General features: G+C 50.7%; 15 protein-coding genes. 5 read left to right on the forward strand and 10 right to left on the reverse strand.

What is annotated here, in order from left to right:
• Positions 1 to 194: 194 nt before the first annotated feature.
• From MKY48_RS30745 to uvrB, 6 genes are all read right to left on the reverse strand, one after another.
• On the reverse strand, positions 195 to 2,129 hold the full coding sequence (locus MKY48_RS30745) for a copper amine oxidase N-terminal domain-containing protein (protein WP_339291854.1): 1,935 nt from the start codon (positions 2,127 to 2,129) through the stop codon (positions 195 to 197).
• Complete coding sequence (locus MKY48_RS30750; protein ID WP_339291855.1) at positions 2,123 to 3,205, reverse strand: trypsin-like peptidase domain-containing protein; 1,083 nt, start codon at positions 3,203 to 3,205, stop codon at positions 2,123 to 2,125. Before MKY48_RS30750 ends, MKY48_RS30745 begins: the two co-directional genes overlap by 7 nt.
• 247 nt (positions 3,206 to 3,452) lie before the next feature.
• Positions 3,453 to 3,662, reverse strand: a complete 210-nt coding sequence (locus tag MKY48_RS30755) for a hypothetical protein (protein ID WP_071219760.1) — start codon at positions 3,660 to 3,662, stop codon at positions 3,453 to 3,455.
• Positions 3,663 to 3,916: 254 nt separating this feature from the next.
• Positions 3,917 to 5,410, reverse strand: coding sequence for an S-layer homology domain-containing protein (locus MKY48_RS30760; RefSeq protein ID WP_339268408.1), 1,494 nt, complete (start codon positions 5,408 to 5,410; stop codon positions 3,917 to 3,919).
• A 210-nt stretch (positions 5,411 to 5,620) separates the two neighbouring features.
• Positions 5,621 to 8,488 (reverse strand): excinuclease ABC subunit UvrA, encoded by a 2,868-nt coding sequence (gene uvrA, locus MKY48_RS30765; protein ID WP_076324053.1) that lies wholly within the window; start codon positions 8,486 to 8,488, stop codon positions 5,621 to 5,623.
• Between the two features lie 103 nt (positions 8,489 to 8,591).
• On the reverse strand, positions 8,592 to 10,583 hold the full coding sequence (uvrB, locus tag MKY48_RS30770; protein WP_076324052.1) for an excinuclease ABC subunit UvrB: 1,992 nt from the start codon (positions 10,581 to 10,583) through the stop codon (positions 8,592 to 8,594).
• Between the two features lie 303 nt (positions 10,584 to 10,886).
• Between uvrB and MKY48_RS30775 the strand changes: the two genes are divergently transcribed.
• Together MKY48_RS30775 and MKY48_RS30780 are read left to right on the forward strand one after the other, a co-directional pair.
• On the forward strand, positions 10,887 to 11,681 hold the full coding sequence (locus tag MKY48_RS30775) for a flagellar motor protein (RefSeq protein ID WP_339268410.1): 795 nt from the start codon (positions 10,887 to 10,889) through the stop codon (positions 11,679 to 11,681).
• A complete protein-coding gene (locus MKY48_RS30780) occupies positions 11,665 to 12,480 on the forward strand; it encodes a flagellar motor protein MotB (protein ID WP_339268412.1) in 816 nt (271 codons plus the stop codon). The genes MKY48_RS30775 and MKY48_RS30780 overlap by 17 nt, the downstream gene beginning before the upstream one ends.
• A gap of 201 nt (positions 12,481 to 12,681) precedes the next feature.
• Here the strand turns inward: MKY48_RS30780 and MKY48_RS30785 are convergent, their stop codons facing one another.
• Genes MKY48_RS30785 through MKY48_RS30795 form a run of 3 tightly spaced genes read right to left on the reverse strand, consistent with a single transcriptional unit; the run spans position 12,682 to position 16,015 of the window.
• Positions 12,682 to 13,845, reverse strand: coding sequence for an ABC transporter permease (locus MKY48_RS30785; RefSeq protein ID WP_339268414.1), 1,164 nt, complete (start codon positions 13,843 to 13,845; stop codon positions 12,682 to 12,684).
• Complete coding sequence (locus MKY48_RS30790; protein WP_339268415.1) at positions 13,838 to 15,019, reverse strand: ABC transporter permease; 1,182 nt, start codon at positions 15,017 to 15,019, stop codon at positions 13,838 to 13,840. The genes MKY48_RS30785 and MKY48_RS30790 overlap by 8 nt, the downstream gene beginning before the upstream one ends.
• A gap of 48 nt (positions 15,020 to 15,067) precedes the next feature.
• The gene (locus MKY48_RS30795; RefSeq protein WP_339273709.1) at positions 15,068 to 16,015 is read right to left on the reverse strand and encodes an ABC transporter ATP-binding protein; all 948 of its coding nucleotides are present in this window, start codon (positions 16,013 to 16,015) and stop codon (positions 15,068 to 15,070) included.
• Positions 16,016 to 16,204: 189 nt separating this feature from the next.
• Here MKY48_RS30795 and MKY48_RS30800 point away from each other — a divergent pair, with 189 nt between their 5' ends.
• Both MKY48_RS30800 and MKY48_RS30805 read left to right on the forward strand, forming a co-directional pair.
• Positions 16,205 to 17,365: a histidine kinase gene (locus MKY48_RS30800; protein ID WP_339268417.1), complete on the forward strand. Its 1,161-nt coding sequence runs from the start codon at positions 16,205 to 16,207 to the stop codon at positions 17,363 to 17,365.
• A 53-nt stretch (positions 17,366 to 17,418) separates the two neighbouring features.
• On the forward strand, positions 17,419 to 18,069 hold the full coding sequence (locus MKY48_RS30805) for a response regulator transcription factor (RefSeq protein ID WP_339268418.1): 651 nt from the start codon (positions 17,419 to 17,421) through the stop codon (positions 18,067 to 18,069).
• Between the two features lie 493 nt (positions 18,070 to 18,562).
• Here the strand turns inward: MKY48_RS30805 and MKY48_RS30810 are convergent, their stop codons facing one another.
• Positions 18,563 to 19,678 carry an IS110 family transposase gene (locus tag MKY48_RS30810; protein ID WP_339291533.1) on the reverse strand — a complete coding sequence of 372 codons (1,116 nt, stop codon included), beginning with the start codon at positions 19,676 to 19,678 and terminating at the stop codon, positions 18,563 to 18,565.
• A 289-nt stretch (positions 19,679 to 19,967) separates the two neighbouring features.
• On the opposite strand from MKY48_RS30810, the gene MKY48_RS30815 reads away from it, so the two are divergent.
• Positions 19,968 to 21,230 carry an IS110 family transposase gene (locus MKY48_RS30815; protein ID WP_098748207.1) on the forward strand — a complete coding sequence of 421 codons (1,263 nt, stop codon included), beginning with the start codon at positions 19,968 to 19,970 and terminating at the stop codon, positions 21,228 to 21,230.
• Positions 21,231 to 21,624: the final 394 nt, after the last annotated feature.

Raw genomic sequence — 21,624 nt, forward strand, 5'->3', positions numbered from 1 at the left:
TAATTTTAACATATCAGATCCCACGAGCGTACATATGTTCTATAATTTTGGGTGAGGATCGACCATCCTCCTTATAAAACCAAAATAGCTGCCCGCCCGCATCCCTATGGATGCAGCAGGACAGCTATCAGCGTTATCAAAAATATGACTCCCACTAAGTGTGTGATATACGTTTATAATTCCATCCTTCGGATTTACTTCACCAGCTCAAACGAGGACAGCGCACGCCTAAGTGCGGCTTGCTGCATCTCCGTTGCATTGGCATCATTCAACGTCGTCGTAATCGTGTACACGATATCTCTGTTCTCAAAGACAATCTCCTGCGTCGTAAAGCCAACGCCGTTCTTCACCTGATGCACCTTGAACGACACGGCAGGCACACCGGCAAACGTAATGTTATCCACGCCAAGCAATTTCAACGTCGTCCCTGAGGCCGTGCTGGCTTCATTATAATAACGTTTCAGGTTGCTGACGATGAATTCTGCGGAGGTATCCTTCTGAGCATTAATTTCAAACCCGCCCCCGGCAAATCCATATTCCACCGTTCCCTGCTCGAATTGATCATTCAGCGGTTCCCAGTACTTTGGAATATCGATATGGTAGCGGTACGTTTCGGAGTTCTTGCTTCTCATCTTGGTTTTATCGGTCAGATAGCCTTCATCGCCAATGCGGCCGAAGTTCTCAGGTACCACATCATAATCAATCTCGATCGATTCCAGTACCTTCTTCCAGTTGGAAGCCGTCCGTTCCTGGCCATCCGGTACCGCATACTCCAGATAATAACGGTAGCCGTTCTTCTGGATCATCACTTCATATTCCGTCACCCATTTATCTCCGAAGTTGTACCGAACCTCTTGAATCTGCCCTTTGGCGCCGGATATCTCCACAGGCGTAAGTCCGACGTATTCGTAAGAATCTTGAACGAAGGATTCCGACAGCCAGTCTTTAAGCCGCTGCCCCCAAGCTGTGAGCGTGCCATCAACCCCTGAGGGAGCGGATGTCACCGAGACGGACAGATAACCTTGCCCTTCGCTGCCGTATAACATATCCTTGTTGTTGATTTCCCAACCTGCAGGAATGCCAAACCATATGCCGTATTCTTCATTTCCTGCTTCGCGGAGCCCACCTACGATGGAAGAGACGTCTTTTAATGTTTTGTCTCCAGCCTGATAGGTCGTTCTAAATGAACCCAGCAAACTCGCGTGCTTGTCCATATCCTTATAGTGAACCGCTTCTGCATCGGCAAAATACAGCTCATAGACGCGATCATTGGCATAGTACTGCCGACCTTCCCACAAGACGCCGTCGATATCGCGGGAGATTACTCTGGCATACGGCAGACCTCCGCTTGCAACCGTCTCTTGGTGAAGCACAACATCTCCAGAATCGCTCAGTTCTTTCAGGAGCCGTTCTAACAAATCGTCAGGACTCAGCTTTACTTTCTGGGAGGAGGCATGAACCTCAAGATAGTAGCGGCCCGTAGCATCGTTAAAAGCAGCACCGCTCTCGTCGTCCGTTCCTCTCCCAACGATCATCCAAGAAGGATAATTCATACTCCATTCATAATAACTATTTCCGATTCGGGTCTTCCCGGTCGTATTGTTGATCTCGCCCTCGTCATGCTTCTCTTCCTTATCCGTAACCATGAGGCTGATGGATAGCTTGCCTTGGGAGGAGCTTACCTTGGCGCCAATCCCCGCGGCAACCGGACGCAGCGGTACCATCAGTGTTCCAGACACCATCGCCGGTTCTACCGGCAGCTGTACCTTTTTCCCGTCAATCCATGCGGTCTTGTTGCCGATAACGAGCACAATCGTATGCGGTCCTTGCAGCAGTCGAACCCGATTCTCGCCCTCCAGCTTGATCTCGCTGCCAAACGCTTTTTTAAACACGCCCAGCGGCACCATCAATACGCCCTGCTTCTGCTGTGGCTTGGCAATCGTATACGAAGTGCCATTAACCGAAGCTGTGCTGCTTCCGCTTTGCACGGTCAGTATACGTTTATCCGGCACAACGTCATCACCCCATACGGGAAGTGACAACGACGTGAATAGCATCAAAGCCGATAAGGTTCCGGCTGTCATCTGCCGCAAACGTCGGCTTGACTCCGTTCTTTCTCTCTTCACCATGACTCAGCCTCCTCAACGCTTGACGAAGCAGCTCGATTACCATCCTGGCTGAGCGTCAGTTTTACATTTACAATATCTCCATCCCGCTGCATCAATAGCTGAACCTGCTGGCCTGGGATGAAAGGCTTTAACCGTTCGTTGATATCAACGACGGAATAGATGCGCTTTCCGTTAATGGCGTATAACACATCATCCTCTTGGATTCCGGCTTTCCGGGCTTGCTCGGACAGCACCTTCGTAACGGTCAATGGGTCGTCTGAAGGCAGACCCACGATGGCGGACCAGCTTTCTTCCAGTTCCAACCCGAGACCGGCTCTTCGAACCTCGCCGTATTCCAACAAATGATCCACAATATAATGGACCGTTTCCGCAGGAATGGAAAAGCCCATATTTTCAATGCCAACGGCGGCAAACTTCTTGCTGTTGATGCCAATGACCTCGCCTTTCAGATTGACGAGCGGCCCTCCGCTGTTGCCCGGGTTAATGGCGGTATCGGTTTGAATCAGGCGATAAGAGCCGTCTACGCTCCGGTTTAAGCCGCTTACCACACCCACGGATGCCGAGTTTCGTAACGAGAAGGAGATTGGCGTACCTATGGCAACCACCGTTTCTCCAACCAGCGCATTTTGCGCGGATGCGGAAAATTTGGCCGGCTTCAGAGACTTGGCGTTAATTTTGACCAACGCAATATCACTCATAGGATCGCTGTATACACCCTTGGCTTTATAGGATTTGCCGTCTGACGTCACGACCGTGATTCCGGTTAGCCCGTCCACCACATGAGCGTTAGTAACGATCCACCCGTCTGCCTTCCAGATCACTCCCGTACCGTGCGCCAGGTTGTATCTGTCATCCACTTCGCTGGTTCCTTGTGGTGCCTTTCCGATAATGCCAACAACCGATGGCGACATCCGGCTGATCACCTGAGGCACCGCACTTTGTTCATATGTATTCTTGGACTTAGCGCTTGCTGCAGCCGCTATGTCTGTATGCATAATCGCATCGCTGCTTCCTGCCAGCATGATGGCCCCTAACAGTGCAACCGCCGACCGTTTTTGCCATTGTAAATTCTTCAATTCGTTTGTTCCTCCCCCGGTTCCATCCTCTACCCAACCTGTACTCCTCAATTTATCATGTTTTTCCATTTGCAGCCATTGCTTCTAGACCTATTTCTTTTACGTTTTTCCTGCGGACCTTGTAACTTTTTCCCGAAGAAACAAAAAGACGCCTTCACACTGCCAACAGCAGACGGGCGTCTTGTTTGTATGTATTTCATTACATTCGTCAAATGAAGCCGCTTTAAAATAAGGTGCCTAGGCCAACCTAATTGTTAAACCATCCTGTAATCATGGCATAGTCAGAGTACAAGAACACAAATAAGCTGACGAGACCGAAAGCGATTGCGAATTTATTTTTTTGGCGGGCCATCAACAAGCGAACCACACCAACAAAGATCAGAATCGTAAACAGGATCATAAAAATATCAAATGTCTTAAATGTCGCGCTCGCATCCGATGCTGCTGCAAGGATCATGAAACGTACCTCCTCGTGGGTTTCTTCTCGGGCAAATTTACATATCTTCTTCTATGTTATCCATGTGCCCGTCCAGATGCAAGCCCTCCGCCCCTAAAAATGAAAAAAAGTCATAAAAATTTCTCATTTTTAACCAAATTTTCAGATATTAGCATGACTTTCATCATGGCAGAAGCTAGATCAAGTTGCGTTATGGAGTCAGGCATAGGCTGCTTCGTATATTCAAGTGACTCCGAACAGGATTCGAGAAACGTTCACTCCTGTTCCTCATACTCCTCAGGAATCGGTCTCTGCTCTTTTGCCGGTTCCTCCTCTAAGTCTTCACTTGGCAATGCCACAGAGGGATCTGTGATCGTAATCCGATCCTCAGGGTCCTTCTTGACATCCAGCGCAACCTCACTGGACGGTTCACTGCTTACATTCAATTTGTTCACAGCAACCACATGGATCGTATACCGGCCGGACGGACCTGCCAACATATTGCGGTTCGGAATAAGATAGGAACGGCTCACTACAGGTTCATCATTCAAACGATACAGTACTCCGTCAGGTCCTATGTAATATACATGATAGTTTATGCCTTCCTGCGTATCTGTCCAGATTAAACCAATGGATTCATCTTCCTCATTTAGGATGGCCTGAAGACCGGATATTTTATTCGGACGGCTCGAAACTTCGTTAGAATAGCTACTCTTGCCGAAGCTGTTCACAGCCTCGACCACATAGTAGACGGTCTCCTGAAAACGCGCATCAGATGTTACGTAGGCACCTGATTTCACATTCGCTCCGTCAGCAAACAATGTATAACCCGTTCCGGACTTCTCGCTGTAATAGATATTGTAGGTTTCACCTGGCTGCTTCGTCCAGGTTAATTGAACCTGACCCTTCACATATTGGAACTTCAGATCCATCGGAGCAGTTGGTATCGTTGTCGGCGAACCCGACTGAGATACAAGGGACTCTGTCCCCCCATGTGGCTGTACTGATCCGGTAACGGCAGGAGTTGTGGATGATGATCCCGATGATGAGGTCACTACACCATGGATTACCGAGTTCGGACTTTCTGGTGGTGTTTCTCCCCCGTCTTCGGCAGTTTCCAAGTTGATTTGCTCCACAGCTTTCAACCACTTCGCTGTAACCGAAGCCGCTTCTTCCTGAGTAACGATACCCTTGGGATTCAAAGCATCTGCTGTGGATTCCTGAAAGAGACCTAGCTCCATGGCCATTACGATAGCCTCCTTAGCATAATGGCTGAAGGAGCCTTCATGTAACTCCAGCTGCGTGGCTTCCCCGTCCGTGGTTTCCTTGTTGGTAACCCCTTGCAGAGCTCTTTGATACAGCACGGCCATATCCTGACGTGTCAGCGGTTGTCCAACTCCAAATCTTCCGTTCCCTACCCCCTTCACCAGTCCTGCATGAACCGCAGCTTCGATTGCGGAGAAAGCATAGTGATCGTTAGGTACATCCTTGAAGGTAGCCCCTCCTGGAAGTTCACCTGTGCCCAGATTCAAAGCATTGACGATTAATATGACAAAATCCTGCCTGCTGATGGCCGCTTTCGGCTGGATATCCCTACCACCGTCACCGGGATGGAGTCCTCCTTCGGTTAACCGGATGGCTTCCTGCGCATTAAAGCCCATCATATCTGAAACGGGTACACCAGCACTTGCTTGAACGTTATCGGATGAGTTTATGTATAAAGCACTTGCTGCCAGAGCTATTAGAACGGAACAGGCGATTTTCTTCATACAATCCCTCCATTTTGTCGCAATTATCAAGATCATACCATATCCTGGAATGCGAAGATATTGGAGGATGATATGAAAATAAAAAAAAGAGCCCCTATTCATACACGGGGACTCCATTATGACGCCAACCTGTTCAATCTGCTGAAATATGAAATGCAATAAGCTGTGGGCTGCACAGCTCCCTTCCAGCATGGAACAGATTCGAAGCTATTAACGTGCCGCTTCCACCTTGTTCAATTCCTTGGTTCGCTTCGTATCGCGTTCCAGGATGGGTTTTAGGTACTTCCCTGTATAAGACTCGGACACCTTGACTAAATCCTCTGGCGTTCCGGTAGCGATGATGGTACCACCGCCGCTGCCGCCCTCCGGACCTAGGTCAATCAGATAGTCCGCTGTCTTAATGACATCGAGATTGTGCTCGATGACAAGGACGGACTCCCCGGAATCCACCAGGCGGTGAAGCACAACGAGCAGACGGTCGATATCGTCCACATGCAGGCCGGTAGTCGGTTCATCCAGAATATACATCGTTTTGCCTGTGCTGCGGCGATACAGCTCGGAAGCCAGCTTCACGCGCTGGGCTTCACCACCGGACAACGTGGTGGCAGGCTGGCCCAAAGTAATATAACCCAGACCGACATCCATCAGCGTCTGCATCTTCCGGTGAATCTTCGGAATGTTCTGGAAGAAATCCGTTGCATTCTCAACGGTCATCTCCAGTACTTCAGCGATGTTCTTGCCTTTATATTTGACTTCGAGCGTTTCGCGGTTGTAGCGTTTGCCCTTACACACTTCGCAAGGCACGTAGATATCCGGCAGGAAGTGCATCTCAATCTTGATAATACCGTCCCCGCGGCAAGCCTCACAGCGGCCACCCTTCACGTTGAAGCTGAATCGGCCCTTCTTGTATCCGCGAATCTTCGCTTCATTCGTCTGGGAATAGATATCCCGGATATCGTCGAAGACGCCTGTGTAGGTCGCCGGGTTGGAGCGAGGCGTACGGCCAATCGGAGACTGGTCGATGTCAATGACCTTCTCGATATGCTCCAAACCTTTCATCTCGCGGTATTGCCCCGGACGTACTTTGGCTCTGTTCAAGTCACGAGCAAGTGTCTTGTAGAGGATCTCGTTGACCAGTGTCGACTTGCCTGACCCGGACACACCGGTTACCGCCGTAAAGACGCCAATCGGAATTTTCACGTTAATATTCTTCAGATTGTTCTCTTTCGCGCCTTTAATCTCAAGCCAGCGTCCATCGGTCTTGCGCCGCTTGCTGTTGACCGGAATGAACTTACGGCCGCTCAGGTACTGGCCCGTCAGAGAGTTAGGGTCGTTCATAATCTCCTTCGGGGTTCCCTCCGCGATGACTTGGCCGCCATGAATACCAGCGCCAGGACCAATATCGATGATATAGTCCGCAGCCATCATGGTGTCCTCGTCATGCTCGACCACAATCAGCGTATTGCCCAGATCCCGCATATGCTCCAGCGTCGAGATCAGGCGGTCATTATCCCGTTGATGCAGCCCGATGCTGGGCTCGTCCAGAATGTACAGCACGCCCATCAGGCTTGATCCGATCTGCGTGGCTAACCGGATCCGCTGCGCTTCCCCACCGGACAGGGTTCCCGCCGAACGACTGAGATTCAGGTAATCCAGACCCACATTGACAAGGAAGCCCAAACGACTGTGAATCTCCTTCAGAATGAGATTTGCGATCTGTTGTTCTTTCTCGCTAAGCTCCAGATGATCGAAAAATTTCAGGGACTCTCCGATCGACAGGCTAGTGACATAGGCCATGTTGCGGTCATTGACCGTAACGGCCAGGCTTTCCTTCCGGAGACGATGACCTTTACACACATCGCATGGCTTGCTGCTCATATAACCTTCGATGTATTCGCGAATACCCTCGGAATTCGTATCGCGGTAGCGACGTTCTAGGTTCGGAATGATGCCCTCGAAGGTTACATACGCTTCCTTGCGCTGACCGAAGTCATTCTCATAACGGAAGTGAACCTTCTCATTGCCTGTACCGTACAACAGTTTATTCATCTGTTCTTGGCTAAAAGTACTGACCGGCTTGTCCAGCGGAATGCCGAAATGCGCGCAGACCGATTTCAGAAACTGCGGATAATAAGTGGATGTGCCCCCGCTCCATGCGGCAAAGGCACCTTCCTCCACGCTTTTGCTCGTATCCGGTATAAGCAGCTCCGGATCCACAATCATCTCGACGCCCAAGCCGTCACAATCGGGACAAGCACCGAAAGGGGTATTGAAGGAGAACATTCTCGGCGTCAGCTCTTCCATACTAAAACCGCAGATCGGGCAAGCAAAGTTGGAGCTGAACCTGAGCTCCTCCTGACCCATGATATCAACCAGGAGCTGACCGCCTGATAGGTTCAGTGCCGTCTCGATCGAATCGGCCAGACGTGCCTCTATATCTTCCTTAACTACGATCCGGTCCACAACCACCTCGATCGTATGTTTTTTGTTCTTCTCGAGTTCGATGCTTTCCGACAGATCGCGCAGCTCTCCATCGACGCGCACCCGAACGAAGCCCTGCTTCGCTATATCGGCGAACAGGCTCTTATGCTCGCCCTTGCGTCCGGAAATGACCGGCGCGAGGATTTGCAGTCTCGTCTTCTCGGGATACTGCATGATGCGGTCTACCATTTGCTCGACCGTCTGGGAGGTAATCTCCACGCCATGCTCCGGACAGTGTGGGTGTCCGATCCGGGCGAACAAGAGACGCAAATAATCATAGATTTCCGTGACGGTACCTACCGTAGAGCGGGGGTTGCGACTCGTCGTTTTCTGGTCAATCGATATCGCCGGCGAGAGGCCTTCAATGGAATCGACATCCGGTTTCTCCATCTGTCCGAGGAACTGGCGTGCATAAGCGGACAAGGATTCCACGTAACGGCGCTGACCCTCGGCATAAATCGTATCGAATGCGAGAGAGGATTTGCCAGAGCCGCTAAGCCCCGTAAGAACGACGAACTTGTCACGCGGTATCGTGACGTCGATATTTTTCAGATTGTGTGCACGAGCGCCTTTGATCACAAGATTTTCAATGGCCAAACGATATCATCTCCTACTCCATATGGCATGCATGTGATGCTTATACTTTCACAAAGAGAACGACAGCGTAGGCCGTCCCCCCTGTCATTCGTTTCTCCAACATTTATTCGGCTTGCAGCTCCAGCAGCGCATCACGAAGCTCTGCCGCACGCTCGAATTGCAAATTCTTGGCCGCTTCCTTCATCTCGGATTCCAGACGCTGGATCAGATTCTGACGCTCTTTCTTCGACATCTTCTGTCCTTCTCCCACCAGATAATCTGCTTTTCCCTCTGCAACCTTTGTTGCTTCGATGACATCGCGGATCTTCTTACGGATCGTTTGCGGTGTAATACCGTGCTTCTCATTATATGCAATCTGGATGCTGCGGCGGCGCTCGGTTTCCTTAATGGCCCGATCCATAGAGTCTGTGATCTTATCACCATACATGATCACTTTACCTTCCGAGTTCCGGGCAGCCCGGCCAATCGTCTGGATAAGAGCGCGGTCCGAGCGGAGGAAACCTTCCTTGTCCGCATCCAGAATCGCAACCAAGGAAACCTCCGGCAGGTCAAGACCCTCCCGTAGAAGGTTAATACCCACCAGCACGTGGAATGTACCAAGCCGCAGATCGCGCAGAATCTGCATCCGTTCCAATGTCTTGATATCGGAGTGCATGTAACGAACCTTGATGCCAATTTCTTTCAGGTAATCAGTCAGGTCCTCTGACATCTTCTTCGTGAGGGTGGTCACGAGCACACGCTCGTCACGTTCCACCCGGTCATGGATCTCGCTAATCAGGTCATCGATCTGCCCTTCTGTTGGGCGCACATCAATGATCGGATCAAGCAGGCCTGTCGGCCGGATGATCTGTTCGACCATCGTATCGCAGTGCTCCATCTCATACGGACCCGGCGTGGCCGATACGTAGATGATCTGGTTGACTTTCTCCTCGAATTCCTCGAACTTCAGCGGCCGGTTATCCAGCGCGGACGGCAGGCGGAAGCCGTGATCAACCAGCACCGTTTTCCGTGCCCGGTCACCGTTGTACATCGCGCGGATTTGCGGGAGCGTAACGTGCGATTCATCAATGACAAACAACATATCATCCGGGAAATAGTCAAGGAGCGTATATGGCGTAGCACCAGGCTCCCTGAAGGTCAAAGGGCCGGAGTAGTTCTCGATGCCGGAGCAGAATCCGACTTCCTTCATCATCTCGATGTCGTAACGGGTACGTTGCTCGAGGCGCTGCGCTTCCAGCAGCTTGCCTTCCGAGCGCAGCAGTTCAAGGCGTTCTTCCAATTCGCGCTCGATGTTCACGATTGCTACCCGCATCGTCTCTTCACGGGTAACGAAGTGAGACGCCGGGAAGATGGCGATATGCTCGCGTTCCCCAACCAGTTCGCCCGTTAAGACGTCGATCTCCGTGATCCGCTCGATCTCGTCGCCGAACAGCTCGACGCGAACGGCATGCTCCCCCTTGGAGGCAGGGAATATCTCGATCACATCCCCACGGACGCGGAATGTACCGCGAACGAAGTTGATATCGTTCCGCTGGTACTGGATATCAACCAGCCGCGACAAAATCTCATTGCGCGGCTTCTCCATGCCCACCCTGAGCGAAAGCAGCAATTCTCCGTACTCATGCGGCGAACCCAAGCCATATATGCAAGATACGCTCGCCACAATGATGACATCGCGCCGTTCGAACAGCGAACTCGTTGCAGAGTGGCGGAGCTTATCAATCTCTTCATTAATGCTGGAATCCTTCTCGATATACGTATCGGAGGAAGGGATATAAGCTTCCGGCTGATAGTAATCGTAATAACTCACGAAATAATCCACCGAGTTATTCGGAAAGAATTCTTTAAACTCGCTGGCCAGCTGTGCAGCCAGCGTCTTGTTATGCGCAATGACGAGTGTGGGACGGTTTACCTTGGCGATTGTCTGCGCGATCGTAAACGTCTTACCCGTTCCTGTTGCACCTAGCAGCGTCTGATGTTTTTTCCCTTGGCGGAGTCCTTCGACCAACGCATCAATAGCCGTGGGCTGATCGCCCTGCGGCTGGAATTCAGACTGGATCTCAAAGGATTTGGTACTGACAACTAAATCGCTCATTGCCCTTCATCACCCTCATACTCTAAAATGAAATTCATGCTAAAAGATATGTCGAAACTTCCCGATGATATACTATGGGAAATTAGTGGTGTCTACGTAAAGAATAAGAATATTTGTTCCCGTCTCATTATACCCTTTACGTTTTTTTGATGCAAATAGTTTAATGAAAATTTCAATAAGTTCCAGCGCGAATGTTCCGTGCTTCAACTTGTATGACCCCACAGCCTTCATATTACATGTCGGACTAGCTTCAAGCGAACCCATGGTCTTCAATTAACTTCCTTAAGGAGATGATACAGCGTTATGGATATTACAATTATTTTTGGCATTCTCGCCGGTCTGGCCGCGTTGATCGGAGGGTTTTTATGGGAAGGCGGGCATCTGAGCGGCCTGCTGCAAGGAGCGGCTGCGCTTATCGTATTCGGCGGCACCATCGCGGCCGTCATCGTCAGTTTTCCGGCCACCCGGCTCCGCACCATCCCGGCTGCGCTCAAGCTGGCCTTCGGCCGCAGCAACCGTTCAACGGACGAGCTGATTGACGCCATTGTTGATATGTCGGTTACGGCCAGAAGAGACGGGGTCCTGGCGCTGGAGCGTATCTCCGCCGATCACGAGGATCCGTTCTTGCGGGAAGGCATGCAGATGGTCGTCGACGGCAACGATCCGGAGATGGTGCGCCAAATCCTGGAGCTCGATATCAATGCCGCCGAGCAGAAGCACGAAGGGTATGCCAAGATTTTCGAGTCCGCCGGGGGATATGCTCCTACCATGGGGATCATCGGTACCGTCATGGGATTGATCCACGTGCTGGGCAGTCTGCAAGACCCAACCGATCTCGGACCTTCGATCGCGGTCGCGTTCACCGCTACTTTATACGGCGTCGCAAGTGCCAATATTATCTTTTTGCCCATTGCGTCCAAGATTAAAGCACGTTCCGAAGAAGAAATTGCAAATATGGAGCTGCTGCTCGAAGGAATTATGGCTGTTCAGAACGGAGAGCACCCGCTGTTAGTTCGTAAAAAGCTAGCCTCCTTCGCTTCCGCTGGCACCACGGACATTCCGTCCTCAAGGGGGATTGTGCATGAAAAAGCCGAATAGACGGCGCCGTCATCGCAAGCAGACCGAAGGCGAACAGCGCGACCGCTGGATGATCACCTATGCCGACCTGATTACGCTGCTCCTGATCTTTTTTGTTGTAATGTATGCCATGAGCCGGCTCGATACGGAAAAATACAAACTTGTCACCCAATCCCTGCAAGCCACCTTCCAGAGCGGAGACAGCATCCTGGAGATGGGTTCGGGCATTACCGGCACAGCCGATACGGAGAACCATAAGAATCCTCCACCGCAGCCTGCCGCCAATGAGGAAGAAGAGGATAAAGATGCTGGTTCAGAACCGCTAACTGAACGGGAGCTGGCTTTCCGTGCCCAGGAGGAAGAACTGGCGAACTTTATGGGGCTTATTCAGCAATACGTGAAAGACAACCAGCTCGAAGAGGATATCTTTATCGCGGACGAGCCGCAAGGGATTGCCATTACGTTAAGCGACCGCTTTCTGTTCGATGTCGGCAAGGCCGAGCTTAAACCCGGGGCCGCTCCCGTTCTGGGCAAATTGGCGAGCCTGTTCGGTGATTTAAACACCACCGTGAGCATCGAGGGGCATACGGACAATGTGCCAATCGGACGCTATTCCAGCTACAAGGACAACTGGGAGCTTTCCGGTGCCCGGGCGATGTCGGTACTGCGGTTCTTCCTTGAGAGCAGCAAGCTGGATCCGGAAGGCTTCCAGTATGCAGGTTATGCCGATACGAGGCCAGCCGCGGATAATGCGACTGCTGAAGGCAAGCAGAAGAACCGGCGGGTCGAAATTACCGTGTTACGACAGCTTAAGGAGTAGGAAGATAGCCTCCACGCGGCTCAACCCACTCCACGCCTTGACTTAGAAGAAAATGCCACCCCATCGTCCCCAATATGAAATAAGCGCCCGGTAGACTGAATCCATGCATTCAGATCTGACCGGGCGCTTTCGTTTAAAAAAAATGATTCGATTACTAACAACGTTCCTGAGAGACATTAGGTTTCCAACATACTTGTTAAGCTAAGCGCCTTGCCCTGCCCCGCGCTCGCTTGGCCGCAGGACAGCGGAACCGACGGCCAGCAGAATGACCGCCATCAGACTGAGGATGGCTAGCGGCAGTGCGATATCGGAAAACGTGCCGCCTGTAGCCGCGATCTCCACCGCCTCAATGGCCCATTTTTGCGGTATGAAGTTGGCGATCTTCTGCATGAATTCCGGCATGATAGCAAGCGGCCAGAAACACCCGCCCAGCATGCAGGTCGGCGTGACGATCATGGAATTGATCATAGCCGCATTTTGCCCGTTTCGGATCAACCCAGCAACCGTACTTGCCAGCCCTAACGATACCATCATAAAGGCCATCAGAATAAGGAAATGCAGCAGTAACGGAATTCCGTAATCGTAACGGAGCACATACCGGCTGAGCGCGAGCACGATGATCACCTGCAACGAGCCGACCACCAAGCTGCCCAGAAAATTACCTAAAGCGATCTGATAGGCACGCACCGGTGCAGTGTACATGCGAGACAGCGTTCGCTGTCTGCGGTCATCGATCATCATCGACACAACGCTGGAGATGAGGGTCATCATGAACATCAGGGTAAAGCCTGTTACGTTCGAGAGTCCCGGCTTGGCGTACAGATTCAAATCCGTGACCTCAGTATCCACCCGATTCAGCGCGGATTGCTTGAGCACTTCTTGCAGCATCAACATGCGGTCAACAGCCGGCTCCGAGGTTTCCCGAATCAAAGCAGCCGTGCCGCTCAGACGCGTAACCGCAGAGTCCGCCGTCATTCGTATCATCACCGAAGCTTCCGAAGTTGAAGCCTCATATACCTGAACCGTCGGCCACTGTCCTTCAATCAATCCGTCGCTGAAGCCCCCCGGTATATAAACGCCTACCATGCTTTTATTCTCCACCAGGTCTTCTCTCAACATGTTCTCGGATTCGAACTCCTTGAGTACGTATTGGCCGCTGCGCTCCAGCTCGTTCATCAGATACTGGCCTGCCGGGCCCTCATCCTCATTCACATAAGAGACCAGAATGCTCGCAGCCGAGGTCTGCCCCAAGAAAAACACCGTCAAGGTAACAACCACGCAAGGAACCAGCAGGAAGACGATCCAGCCTCTTTTGCGCCCCAGTGTGCGTCTTACCATATGCCAGGCTATGGTTAAGCTATGCATGGTATCCCACCTTTCTGTACGTAATCATGGCTGCAGCCGACAGGGCCGCGGTAATAGCCGCTAGCATACCCAGACAAGTGAGAATCAATTGCACGTCGCTGTTCAGCATCATCCGCAGCATGCTCTGCATGGCCCAATGATTGACGGTGAAGGAAGCGATCTTTTGGAAAAATTCCACGGGAAGCGGCATGAATCCCCCGCTGACAAATGTCATGGCGATAATGATCGCCTGCATCAGCCCCCTGGCTCCTGCCGCCGTTGAGGAGACTAGGGTTATAAACGTGGCAATGGTCATGGACGATAGCGTGATTAAAACGCAGACCATGATGAGCAGCAAAGGGTGAGGCCCCCATTTCACGCCGTACAGCCACATGGAACCCAGCACAATGGCTGCTGCCTGTACAAGCGTAATCAGACTGCAGCCAATAATCTTACCGGCAAATACAGTTCCGGGTGTGACCGGTGCGCTTTGCAGGCGATACAGGGTCCGGCTTTCCCGCTCTCCCAGCAGACTGCTGCTTGCCATCTGACCGGAATACAAAAGAAACATGATCAGCATGGAGGCTGCGTAATATTGGGCTGCTGAATACGTGGCTCCTTTCTCGCTTAGTTTCCCGATCGTTACGTTCGATCCGGACGAGGTTTCAACAGGTGCTGCCGTTTGAGCGGCAAGAACTTTATCTCCGCCCATAACGATAACCTCCGCCTGTTTGTGATTGACATCCGCGATAAAGGTCTTGAAGATGGTGTCTGCTACCAGGTTAAGATTACGGTCTCTTCCGGGCAACAATTCAAGCTTCACGTCCGCTCCCTGGCCCATTCGTTCATCAAAGGAAGCGGGAATTATCACCGCATAATCCACCTCGCCCCTGCGCAGCTTTCCTTCAACCTCTTCACGGCTGGATGCCATCTCTTGAACCAGAATGTCCTGTATCTCCGGTGAGCCGGTTAGAGCCTGAACACTCCCCGGCAGCTGGCCTCCGTCCACAGCATTCACTACAAATCCCACTCTGACCGATGGCTGTTTAAACTCCTGATCGTTGCCAAACCAGCCCGAGAGTGCATTTCCCAATATAAAAATAAGGAGGAGTGGCAGCAAAAACTGGTTAATCAGCACCGATCGGCTGGTAGCCATCCGCTTTAGCTCAAACCAGGCAATAATCATCGTATTCATCTTCGGGTATTCCTCCTTCATGAATTCCTCTGCATATGTCCCTTATGATCAATCACGCAGCGTCCGCCCGGTCAGACTGAGAAATAGCGTTTCAAGCCCCGGTTCCTCGCACTCCAGAGAGCGAAGCGTCGTATGCTGCTTACTGCAGATGAACAGAATATCCTGTAGCTCCTCCTGAGCCGACGGTACATAGACCTCAATCTGGTTATCATTCTGCGTGACGCGTCGAACGCGCGGGTGAATGGTCAACTCCTCCACCAATTCCGGTGTGATCCCATCAGCCGTAAGTATGATTTTTTCCTCATGCGCCACGCGTGCCCGAAGCTCCTGCTGCGTCCCGCAGGCGATAACATGACCTTGATCCATAATCGCCACCCGATCACTGATCGCAGCAACTTCCTCCATATAATGACTCGTATAAATTACGGTAGAGCCCATGCGGTTCAACGTCTTCACGGATTCCAGGATGTGATTTCGGGACTGCGGATCAATCCCTACCGTAGGCTCATCCATAATGATCAGCTTCGGACGGTGCGTGATTGAGCATGCAATATTCAATCTTCGTTTCATCCCCCCGGAGAAGGTGGACGGCTTTTCCTTCGCCCGATCCTGCAAGCCGACAAACTCCAGCGCCTCTTGCACCCGTTCCTTCAACTGGTGGCCTCGCAGCCCGTACAATTTTGCAAAAAAAACGACATTATCCCAAGCCGACATCTCTTCGTACAGAGCCAGATCCTGCGGCACCAACCCGATTCTCCGCTTCACTTCCAGCGGCTGCTCATCAATCGAGATACCGTCCACCTTAATGCTGCCCTGATCCTTGGGAAGAAGGCCACAGATCATACTGATAGACGTGCTTTTGCCGGCCCCGTTCGGTCCTAAAAGTCCAAAGATTTCCCCTTCGTTCACTTCCAGGTTCATATGATCCACCGACAGCTTGTTTCCATATCTTTTCACGACATCCTTCATCTGCAGAAAGACCGCCATATTCACCATCTCCATTTCTCATATCTCTCGTAACCATTTGTTGATTTCATTCTACCTGGAATATCCGAATTATTAAGGTAGAAGAAGTCACCTTATAGGGTGACGAAAGTCATCTCCTTGCCCAAAACATCCTTGTGATATAATGAAGCCAATCGTTTGAACGTTTTGATTTCACTATGGAAAAGGGTCTGATCGCACGTGACATCCCCACTCACCTATCTAAGGTATGGATTAATTCTTCTTCCGGCCGCCGCAGACATCTTTTTGCAGCAGCTCGATGATTACGGGGAATATATGGTGTACATATTGCTGTTTCTGGCGATTACGGTGCTAAGCCGCTTTTTGCCATCGCCTGCTTATCTGAAGGCAGCCGCTCTGCTGGAAATTCCACTATCTCTGTGGCTATGCCATCAATACGGCTTCATGATGGTGTTCCTGTCCATCTCCACCCTATGCGTCTATTTGCCCTTATTGCAGCGGCCAGGTAGGCTATGTCTGGCGCTCGGTCACCTTCTGTTGCTCAACATGGCCATAACCGATTACGATGCCCTGCTGCTGACGACAGCCAATCTTCTGTTTCTGTTCATGGCAGTAACGTTCAACCACATCCATGAAATGCATCAGAAGCAAGTGGATCATATTCAGTTATACGACGAGCTGAAAAGGCTGCATTTCCAGCAGGATGAAGCAGGCAGACAATTGCTGCAATTTGCCCATCAGGTAGAGAGCGCAGCGCAGGCCGAGGAGCGTAACCGCATCTCCCGCCAGCTGCATGACGATATCGGCCACCGCCTGATTCGCATAAAAATGATGATGGAAGCAGCTCTCCATATCGTGCCTCAAGATTCCGGCCGCGGCATGGATATGCTCCATCAAATCCGTGACCAGCTAGGAGAGAGCATGGAGCAGATGCGATCGGCCGTAAAACAAATGAACCCGGTCCGGCGGATTACGGACGACTATTCCCTGGATCGGCTCCTGGAAGAGACCGGCCGGGAGACCGGGATCGAGACCGACCTTATATTGCAGGGCATCCCCTATCCGCTCTATCCCAGTCAACAGGTGGTGCTGTACAAAAATGCCCGTGAAGCTATCACAAACGCCATCCGCCATGGCGAGGCTAAACGAATCCAAATCATCCTGCATTACGGAGATCAGGACGTCCGGATGGAGGTTTCCAACGATGGCACAGTCCAGGAGCCAGCTGGCCACGAAGCTGCACCAGACCATCAAGGTATCGGAATGAGCAGCATGCTCGAACGAACCCAAGTGGTGGGTGGGACGCTGGAGGTACGGAGAACCGTACCTTTTACTGTCATCACCCGGCTGCCTGTCTACCAGAAGCGTGAGATTATGTAATTTAACAAGACAAGACGCAGTATCTTATTTTATAGAAAAGGTCGTGGCCATCCATGATATCCGTTTTAATTGTAGATGATGACCCGTTCATTCGGGAAAGCTTGAAATTACTGGTGGGGATGGACCCGGATATCGAAGTATCGGCTGTCGCGGAGCACGGCGAGGAAGCGCTGGCTTTGTTGGAGGAGGGACTTCCTGTCGATGTTGTGCTCATGGACATTCGGATGCCTGTATGTGACGGTGTGGAAGGAACGCGGCGGATTCGTGAACGACATTCGGATGTGCGAGTGCTTATGCTGACTACCTTCGATGATGATGATTATATCGTGGAGGCTCTGCGGAACGGGGCTAGCGGTTATCTGCTGAAGAACATTCCGCCGGACCGCATCATCCAGGGAATCAAAACGGTGCATGACGGTAATATGCTGATTCATCCCGATATCGCCCGCAAGCTGACTGGCATGCTTCGTCCAACATCGCAGCCCGTCCCTAAAGCTGCTGAGCTGGAACAATTCGGGCTGACCCCGGCCGAGAAGAAAGTCGTCGTCCTTATTGCGGACGGCTTGTCCAATAAGGAAATTGCCGGACAGCTTTTCTTAAGCGAAGGCACCGTCAAAAACTATGTCACCGAAATCCTGGGAAAACTGAATCTTCGGGACCGGACGCAAATCGCCATTTTTTATCTTAAAAAGTTGCAGGGTTAACATTCTTCGTTAAACTGGTCCGAGCATATGCATCCAAAAAAGCGGGCTGTCCCAAAAGATCTTAGATCTTGCGGGAGGCCCCTTCTTGCTGTTAGAAGACGCTCCATGTACGAATCGTTCCTCCCATCGCTGATATGAACGAGACCTGTCAAATAGCAGTTTGTAACTCCCTTGTTTTCCCAATCCCCTTTATACAAGAGAGGGTGTAAAAACTGAACTAGAAGGCAAAAGCTATCAACGGTGAGCAGTCTGATATCCGCGGGTTTTGTATACCGCATGTTTTCTCTCCGTCTGCAGAGAGTGCACCACGAACTGTTGTCGTGCGTCGTTTCCTTTGGAGGGATGGCACATAGCGATGGACGTGGATTCTCTCTTACGGCTTTTCCCTTTGCCTTCTAACTCAGTTTTTCATCTTCCACCTGTTTTTGGGGGAACGGGATCACCTTGAATCAACCATTCTCACAATACGACTAGATTCCAATAGGAATGGTGATCACCTATTTATCCCTTTCTCTTCAAGTTCTCGGGCAATCGACCAAATAAATCCACTTAGTTCACGCGCCACGGCCACAACTGCTTTGCCACTAGGCTTACCCTTTGACAGCATTTTCGTGTATTTTCGATGTAGTCGATGCTGTGCCTTCCAGGATATGGCCTGAATTTCAGGAGATTTTCCTTGTTGACGTTTCTTTAACTCTCCTTGTAGCGCAGGTTTATAGCGGTAACTCCAAGCGGATTCGACCAATAAACGACGAAGGTGGGTATTCCCCGATTTCGTAATGTTTCCCTGCCATCGGCTTTGGCCACTTGAGTATTCCCTCGGCACCAAACCTGTGTACCCCATGAAAGCCTTCGCATTACCAAACCGGGTAAATGAACACACTTCCGCTACGATTCCTGTTGCTGTCGTTTCAGCTACTCCACGTAAGGTTTGAAGGGCTTGTATTAAGGGGGCGTGGTGCCCTTCCGTGGCTTCTTCGTGAATGGCTGCTTCCATACGCTTCAGACGTTCTTCATTTTCATCCATCTGATGCAGCATTTCCTGCAGAACCAAACGTTGAGAAGCGGACTCGAATGGAATACGTCCTAACCATAACCGGTATTTAGCCGTCCAACGGCGAAGTGGCTCTTTAGGTGCAATCTGATGACGAAGGAGAAACTTCCCGATCCGCTGCCGGATTCGAGCTCGATCTTCCTTAACATCTTCACGCATTCGTACCAAATCACGAAGCGCTTCTTCCTCTGGAGTAGGTACATGCACACGTGTTAATTCACCTGCTCGAAGTAATTGTGCCAGACGCATCGAATCCCTACGATCCGTTTTTACCCGTTCTCCTGGACGACTAGGCATAAGTGATGGGGCGATAACAATGCAGTCATATCCATGTGCAGTTAGCAAACGAACTAAAGGATATCCTGTTGGACCTGCCTCGTAACAAACGCTTAATTCATTGGGTTGGCCTAACTTCCTCAATACTTTCAAGATGTGATACTCGGTATGAGGAATCGTGCCCAAATACCGAGCGCCTTCTCTTCCTGGATCAGCTACAGATACAGCAATATTTTCCTTCGACACGTCTAAGCCTACGTATTTTATGGTATCCTTCATAGTACAGACTCTCCTTTGCAATTTAGCTCTGATTTTGGTTTTGGTTTAGCTTCTACTACACCATTATTCCCAAAATTAACCTAAGATGTTGCAATTACGGGGAGTCTGTCTCGTTCATGATAACTGTTGCCCCCACATTTCTTGGATTGGTTCTGAGCAAGGACGAAATGTGGGGGCATAGCATTCCTGTATGCTCTTAAATTTCGGCTTTGAAATTGAACGAGCACCTCCTTATGATGAAAGGTGTCCACTACGACAACCACAACATCATAAGGAAGGTGCTCTTATTATGAAGTTTAAACAATCAGTTAAACAAAATCAACGAATTGAACGTATAACCAACCATCATCTCATCATTGGCATCGACATTGCAAAATTTAAACATGTCGCACGTGCGACAGACTATCGTGGCATTGAACGAGGTTCCTACCTTGTGTTCTCTAACGATCTCGAAGGATATGAAAAGTTATATCAGTGGATGCAAGCTCTAATGCTTCAGTTTAACAAGACCGATGTCATCTTCGGCGTTGAGCCAACCGGTCACTACTGGTTCAACCTAGCGTTCTGGCTTAAAGAGAGGCTGCTCGAGCTCGTTCTCGTTAACCCGTTTCAAGTGAAGCGTAACAAAGAAAACCGGGACAACTCTCCAACTAAAAACGATGTCAAAGATGCCTTGGTCATTGCCGACATGGTGAAGAATGGATACTATTCTGAAACTCATATTCACGCCGAGCCGTATCGGGCGCTTAGGCAGCTTGTGGGCACCAGAGACTTTGTGACCAAGCAAGTCTCCAGTGTCGTCAACCAGATGTATCGGTGGACTGACATGTACTTCCCTGAGTTTCAGCAGGTATTTAAGGACATCACCTCGAAGACGGCACTCGCAACGTTGGCCGAATTTGCGCATCCATCCGATCTTCGCCACTTAACGGTTGAAGACGTTATCGCCGGGTGGAGAAAACGACTGAAGCGCGCAGGCAGCCGTAAGGTATCCGCTGCCCTCATCCATGCGGCGCAACGGACAGCTGCCATTCCGAATTGTGTAGAGGAAGCAAAACTTAGTATATCGTTACTGCTGCAACAACTGCAGATGTATAACGACCAATTGAATCAACTGGAAGAAAAGATGAGTCAACTCCTTCGAAGCATTCCCACAGCAAAGCTCCTTCGTACCATTAAAGGCATGAATGATATTACGCTGGCTACGTTATACAGTGAAGCGGGTGATTTGGGCGGCTTTACTCATGGTAACCAAGTCCTTCGGTTAGCTGGCTTACATCTGTCCGAAAACAGCTCAGGTACCTACAAGGGCGAAGTGAAAATCACGAAGCGAGGGCGACCTGGACTGCGAAAACTTCTTTTCATGACGGTCTTTCATATGGTTTCCATTAATCCAGAATTTCGGGCGCTGCATCAGTACAACAAACAAGTGAAGAACATGAAAGGTATGAAGTCGATCATGAAGCTGTGCGGGAAGCTTGCTCGTATGCTTGTAGCTATGGCGAAGAAGCATTCCGTTTACGACATCAACAAAGTAACGGTCGCCGCTTAATAACCGACCACTTGCCTACTGGCTCATTCGCAGGATTCACAAGAAGCATGAAGAACCGATACGCTCGCCTAAAGGGCTCAGACCCGTGGACAAAGCAGTAACGGACTCCATCTCCTTGATAGGTGTAACGAAGGAATGAAAGGGCATAGACCCGTTGAGACATGGGAGGGCAAACCTCAAGGACGAAGATGGAGCATGCGAATAAAGGAAAACTATGGGAATTTCGCACTTCCCCTTATTTCGTTATGCCCACATTCGCCATACGGTCCCCCCTTTTGTCGCCTTCGTTGTCACATTTGTTTTCATAACGAATGAAATCCTGCGAATTAGCGAGCTAGCGCAAGAAAATTGAATCATAAGGAGGGAGGCGAGCGCTGACGCTTGTCCGGAATCG

The sequence above is a fragment of the Paenibacillus sp. FSL W8-0187 genome (assembly GCF_037969755.1).
GTDB lineage: Bacteria > Bacillota > Bacilli > Paenibacillales > Paenibacillaceae > Paenibacillus_AQ.

Bases quoted from the DNA above. Each gene is read 5' to 3' on its own strand.
- MKY48_RS30745 (WP_339291854.1), bottom strand. From the start codon at position 2,129: ATGGTGAAGAGAGAAAGAACGGAGTCAAGCCGACGTTTGCGGCAGATG.
- MKY48_RS30755 (WP_071219760.1), bottom strand. From the start codon at position 3,662: ATGATCCTTGCAGCAGCATCGGATGCGAGCGCGACATTTAAGACATTT.
- MKY48_RS30760 (WP_339268408.1), bottom strand. From the start codon at position 5,410: ATGAAGAAAATCGCCTGTTCCGTTCTAATAGCTCTGGCAGCAAGTGCT.
- uvrB (WP_076324052.1), bottom strand. From the start codon at position 10,583: ATGAGCGATTTAGTTGTCAGTACCAAATCCTTTGAGATCCAGTCTGAA.
- MKY48_RS30775 (WP_339268410.1), top strand. From the start codon at position 10,887: ATGGATATTACAATTATTTTTGGCATTCTCGCCGGTCTGGCCGCGTTG.
- MKY48_RS30780 (WP_339268412.1), top strand. From the start codon at position 11,665: ATGAAAAAGCCGAATAGACGGCGCCGTCATCGCAAGCAGACCGAAGGC.
- MKY48_RS30785 (WP_339268414.1), bottom strand. From the start codon at position 13,845: ATGCATAGCTTAACCATAGCCTGGCATATGGTAAGACGCACACTGGGG.
- MKY48_RS30790 (WP_339268415.1), bottom strand. From the start codon at position 15,019: ATGAATACGATGATTATTGCCTGGTTTGAGCTAAAGCGGATGGCTACC.
- MKY48_RS30795 (WP_339273709.1), bottom strand. From the start codon at position 16,015: ATGGTGAATATGGCGGTCTTTCTGCAGATGAAGGATGTCGTGAAAAGA.
- MKY48_RS30805 (WP_339268418.1), top strand. From the start codon at position 17,419: ATGATATCCGTTTTAATTGTAGATGATGACCCGTTCATTCGGGAAAGC.
- MKY48_RS30810 (WP_339291533.1), bottom strand. From the start codon at position 19,678: ATGAAGGATACCATAAAATACGTAGGCTTAGACGTGTCGAAGGAAAAT.
- MKY48_RS30815 (WP_098748207.1), top strand. From the start codon at position 19,968: ATGAAGTTTAAACAATCAGTTAAACAAAATCAACGAATTGAACGTATA.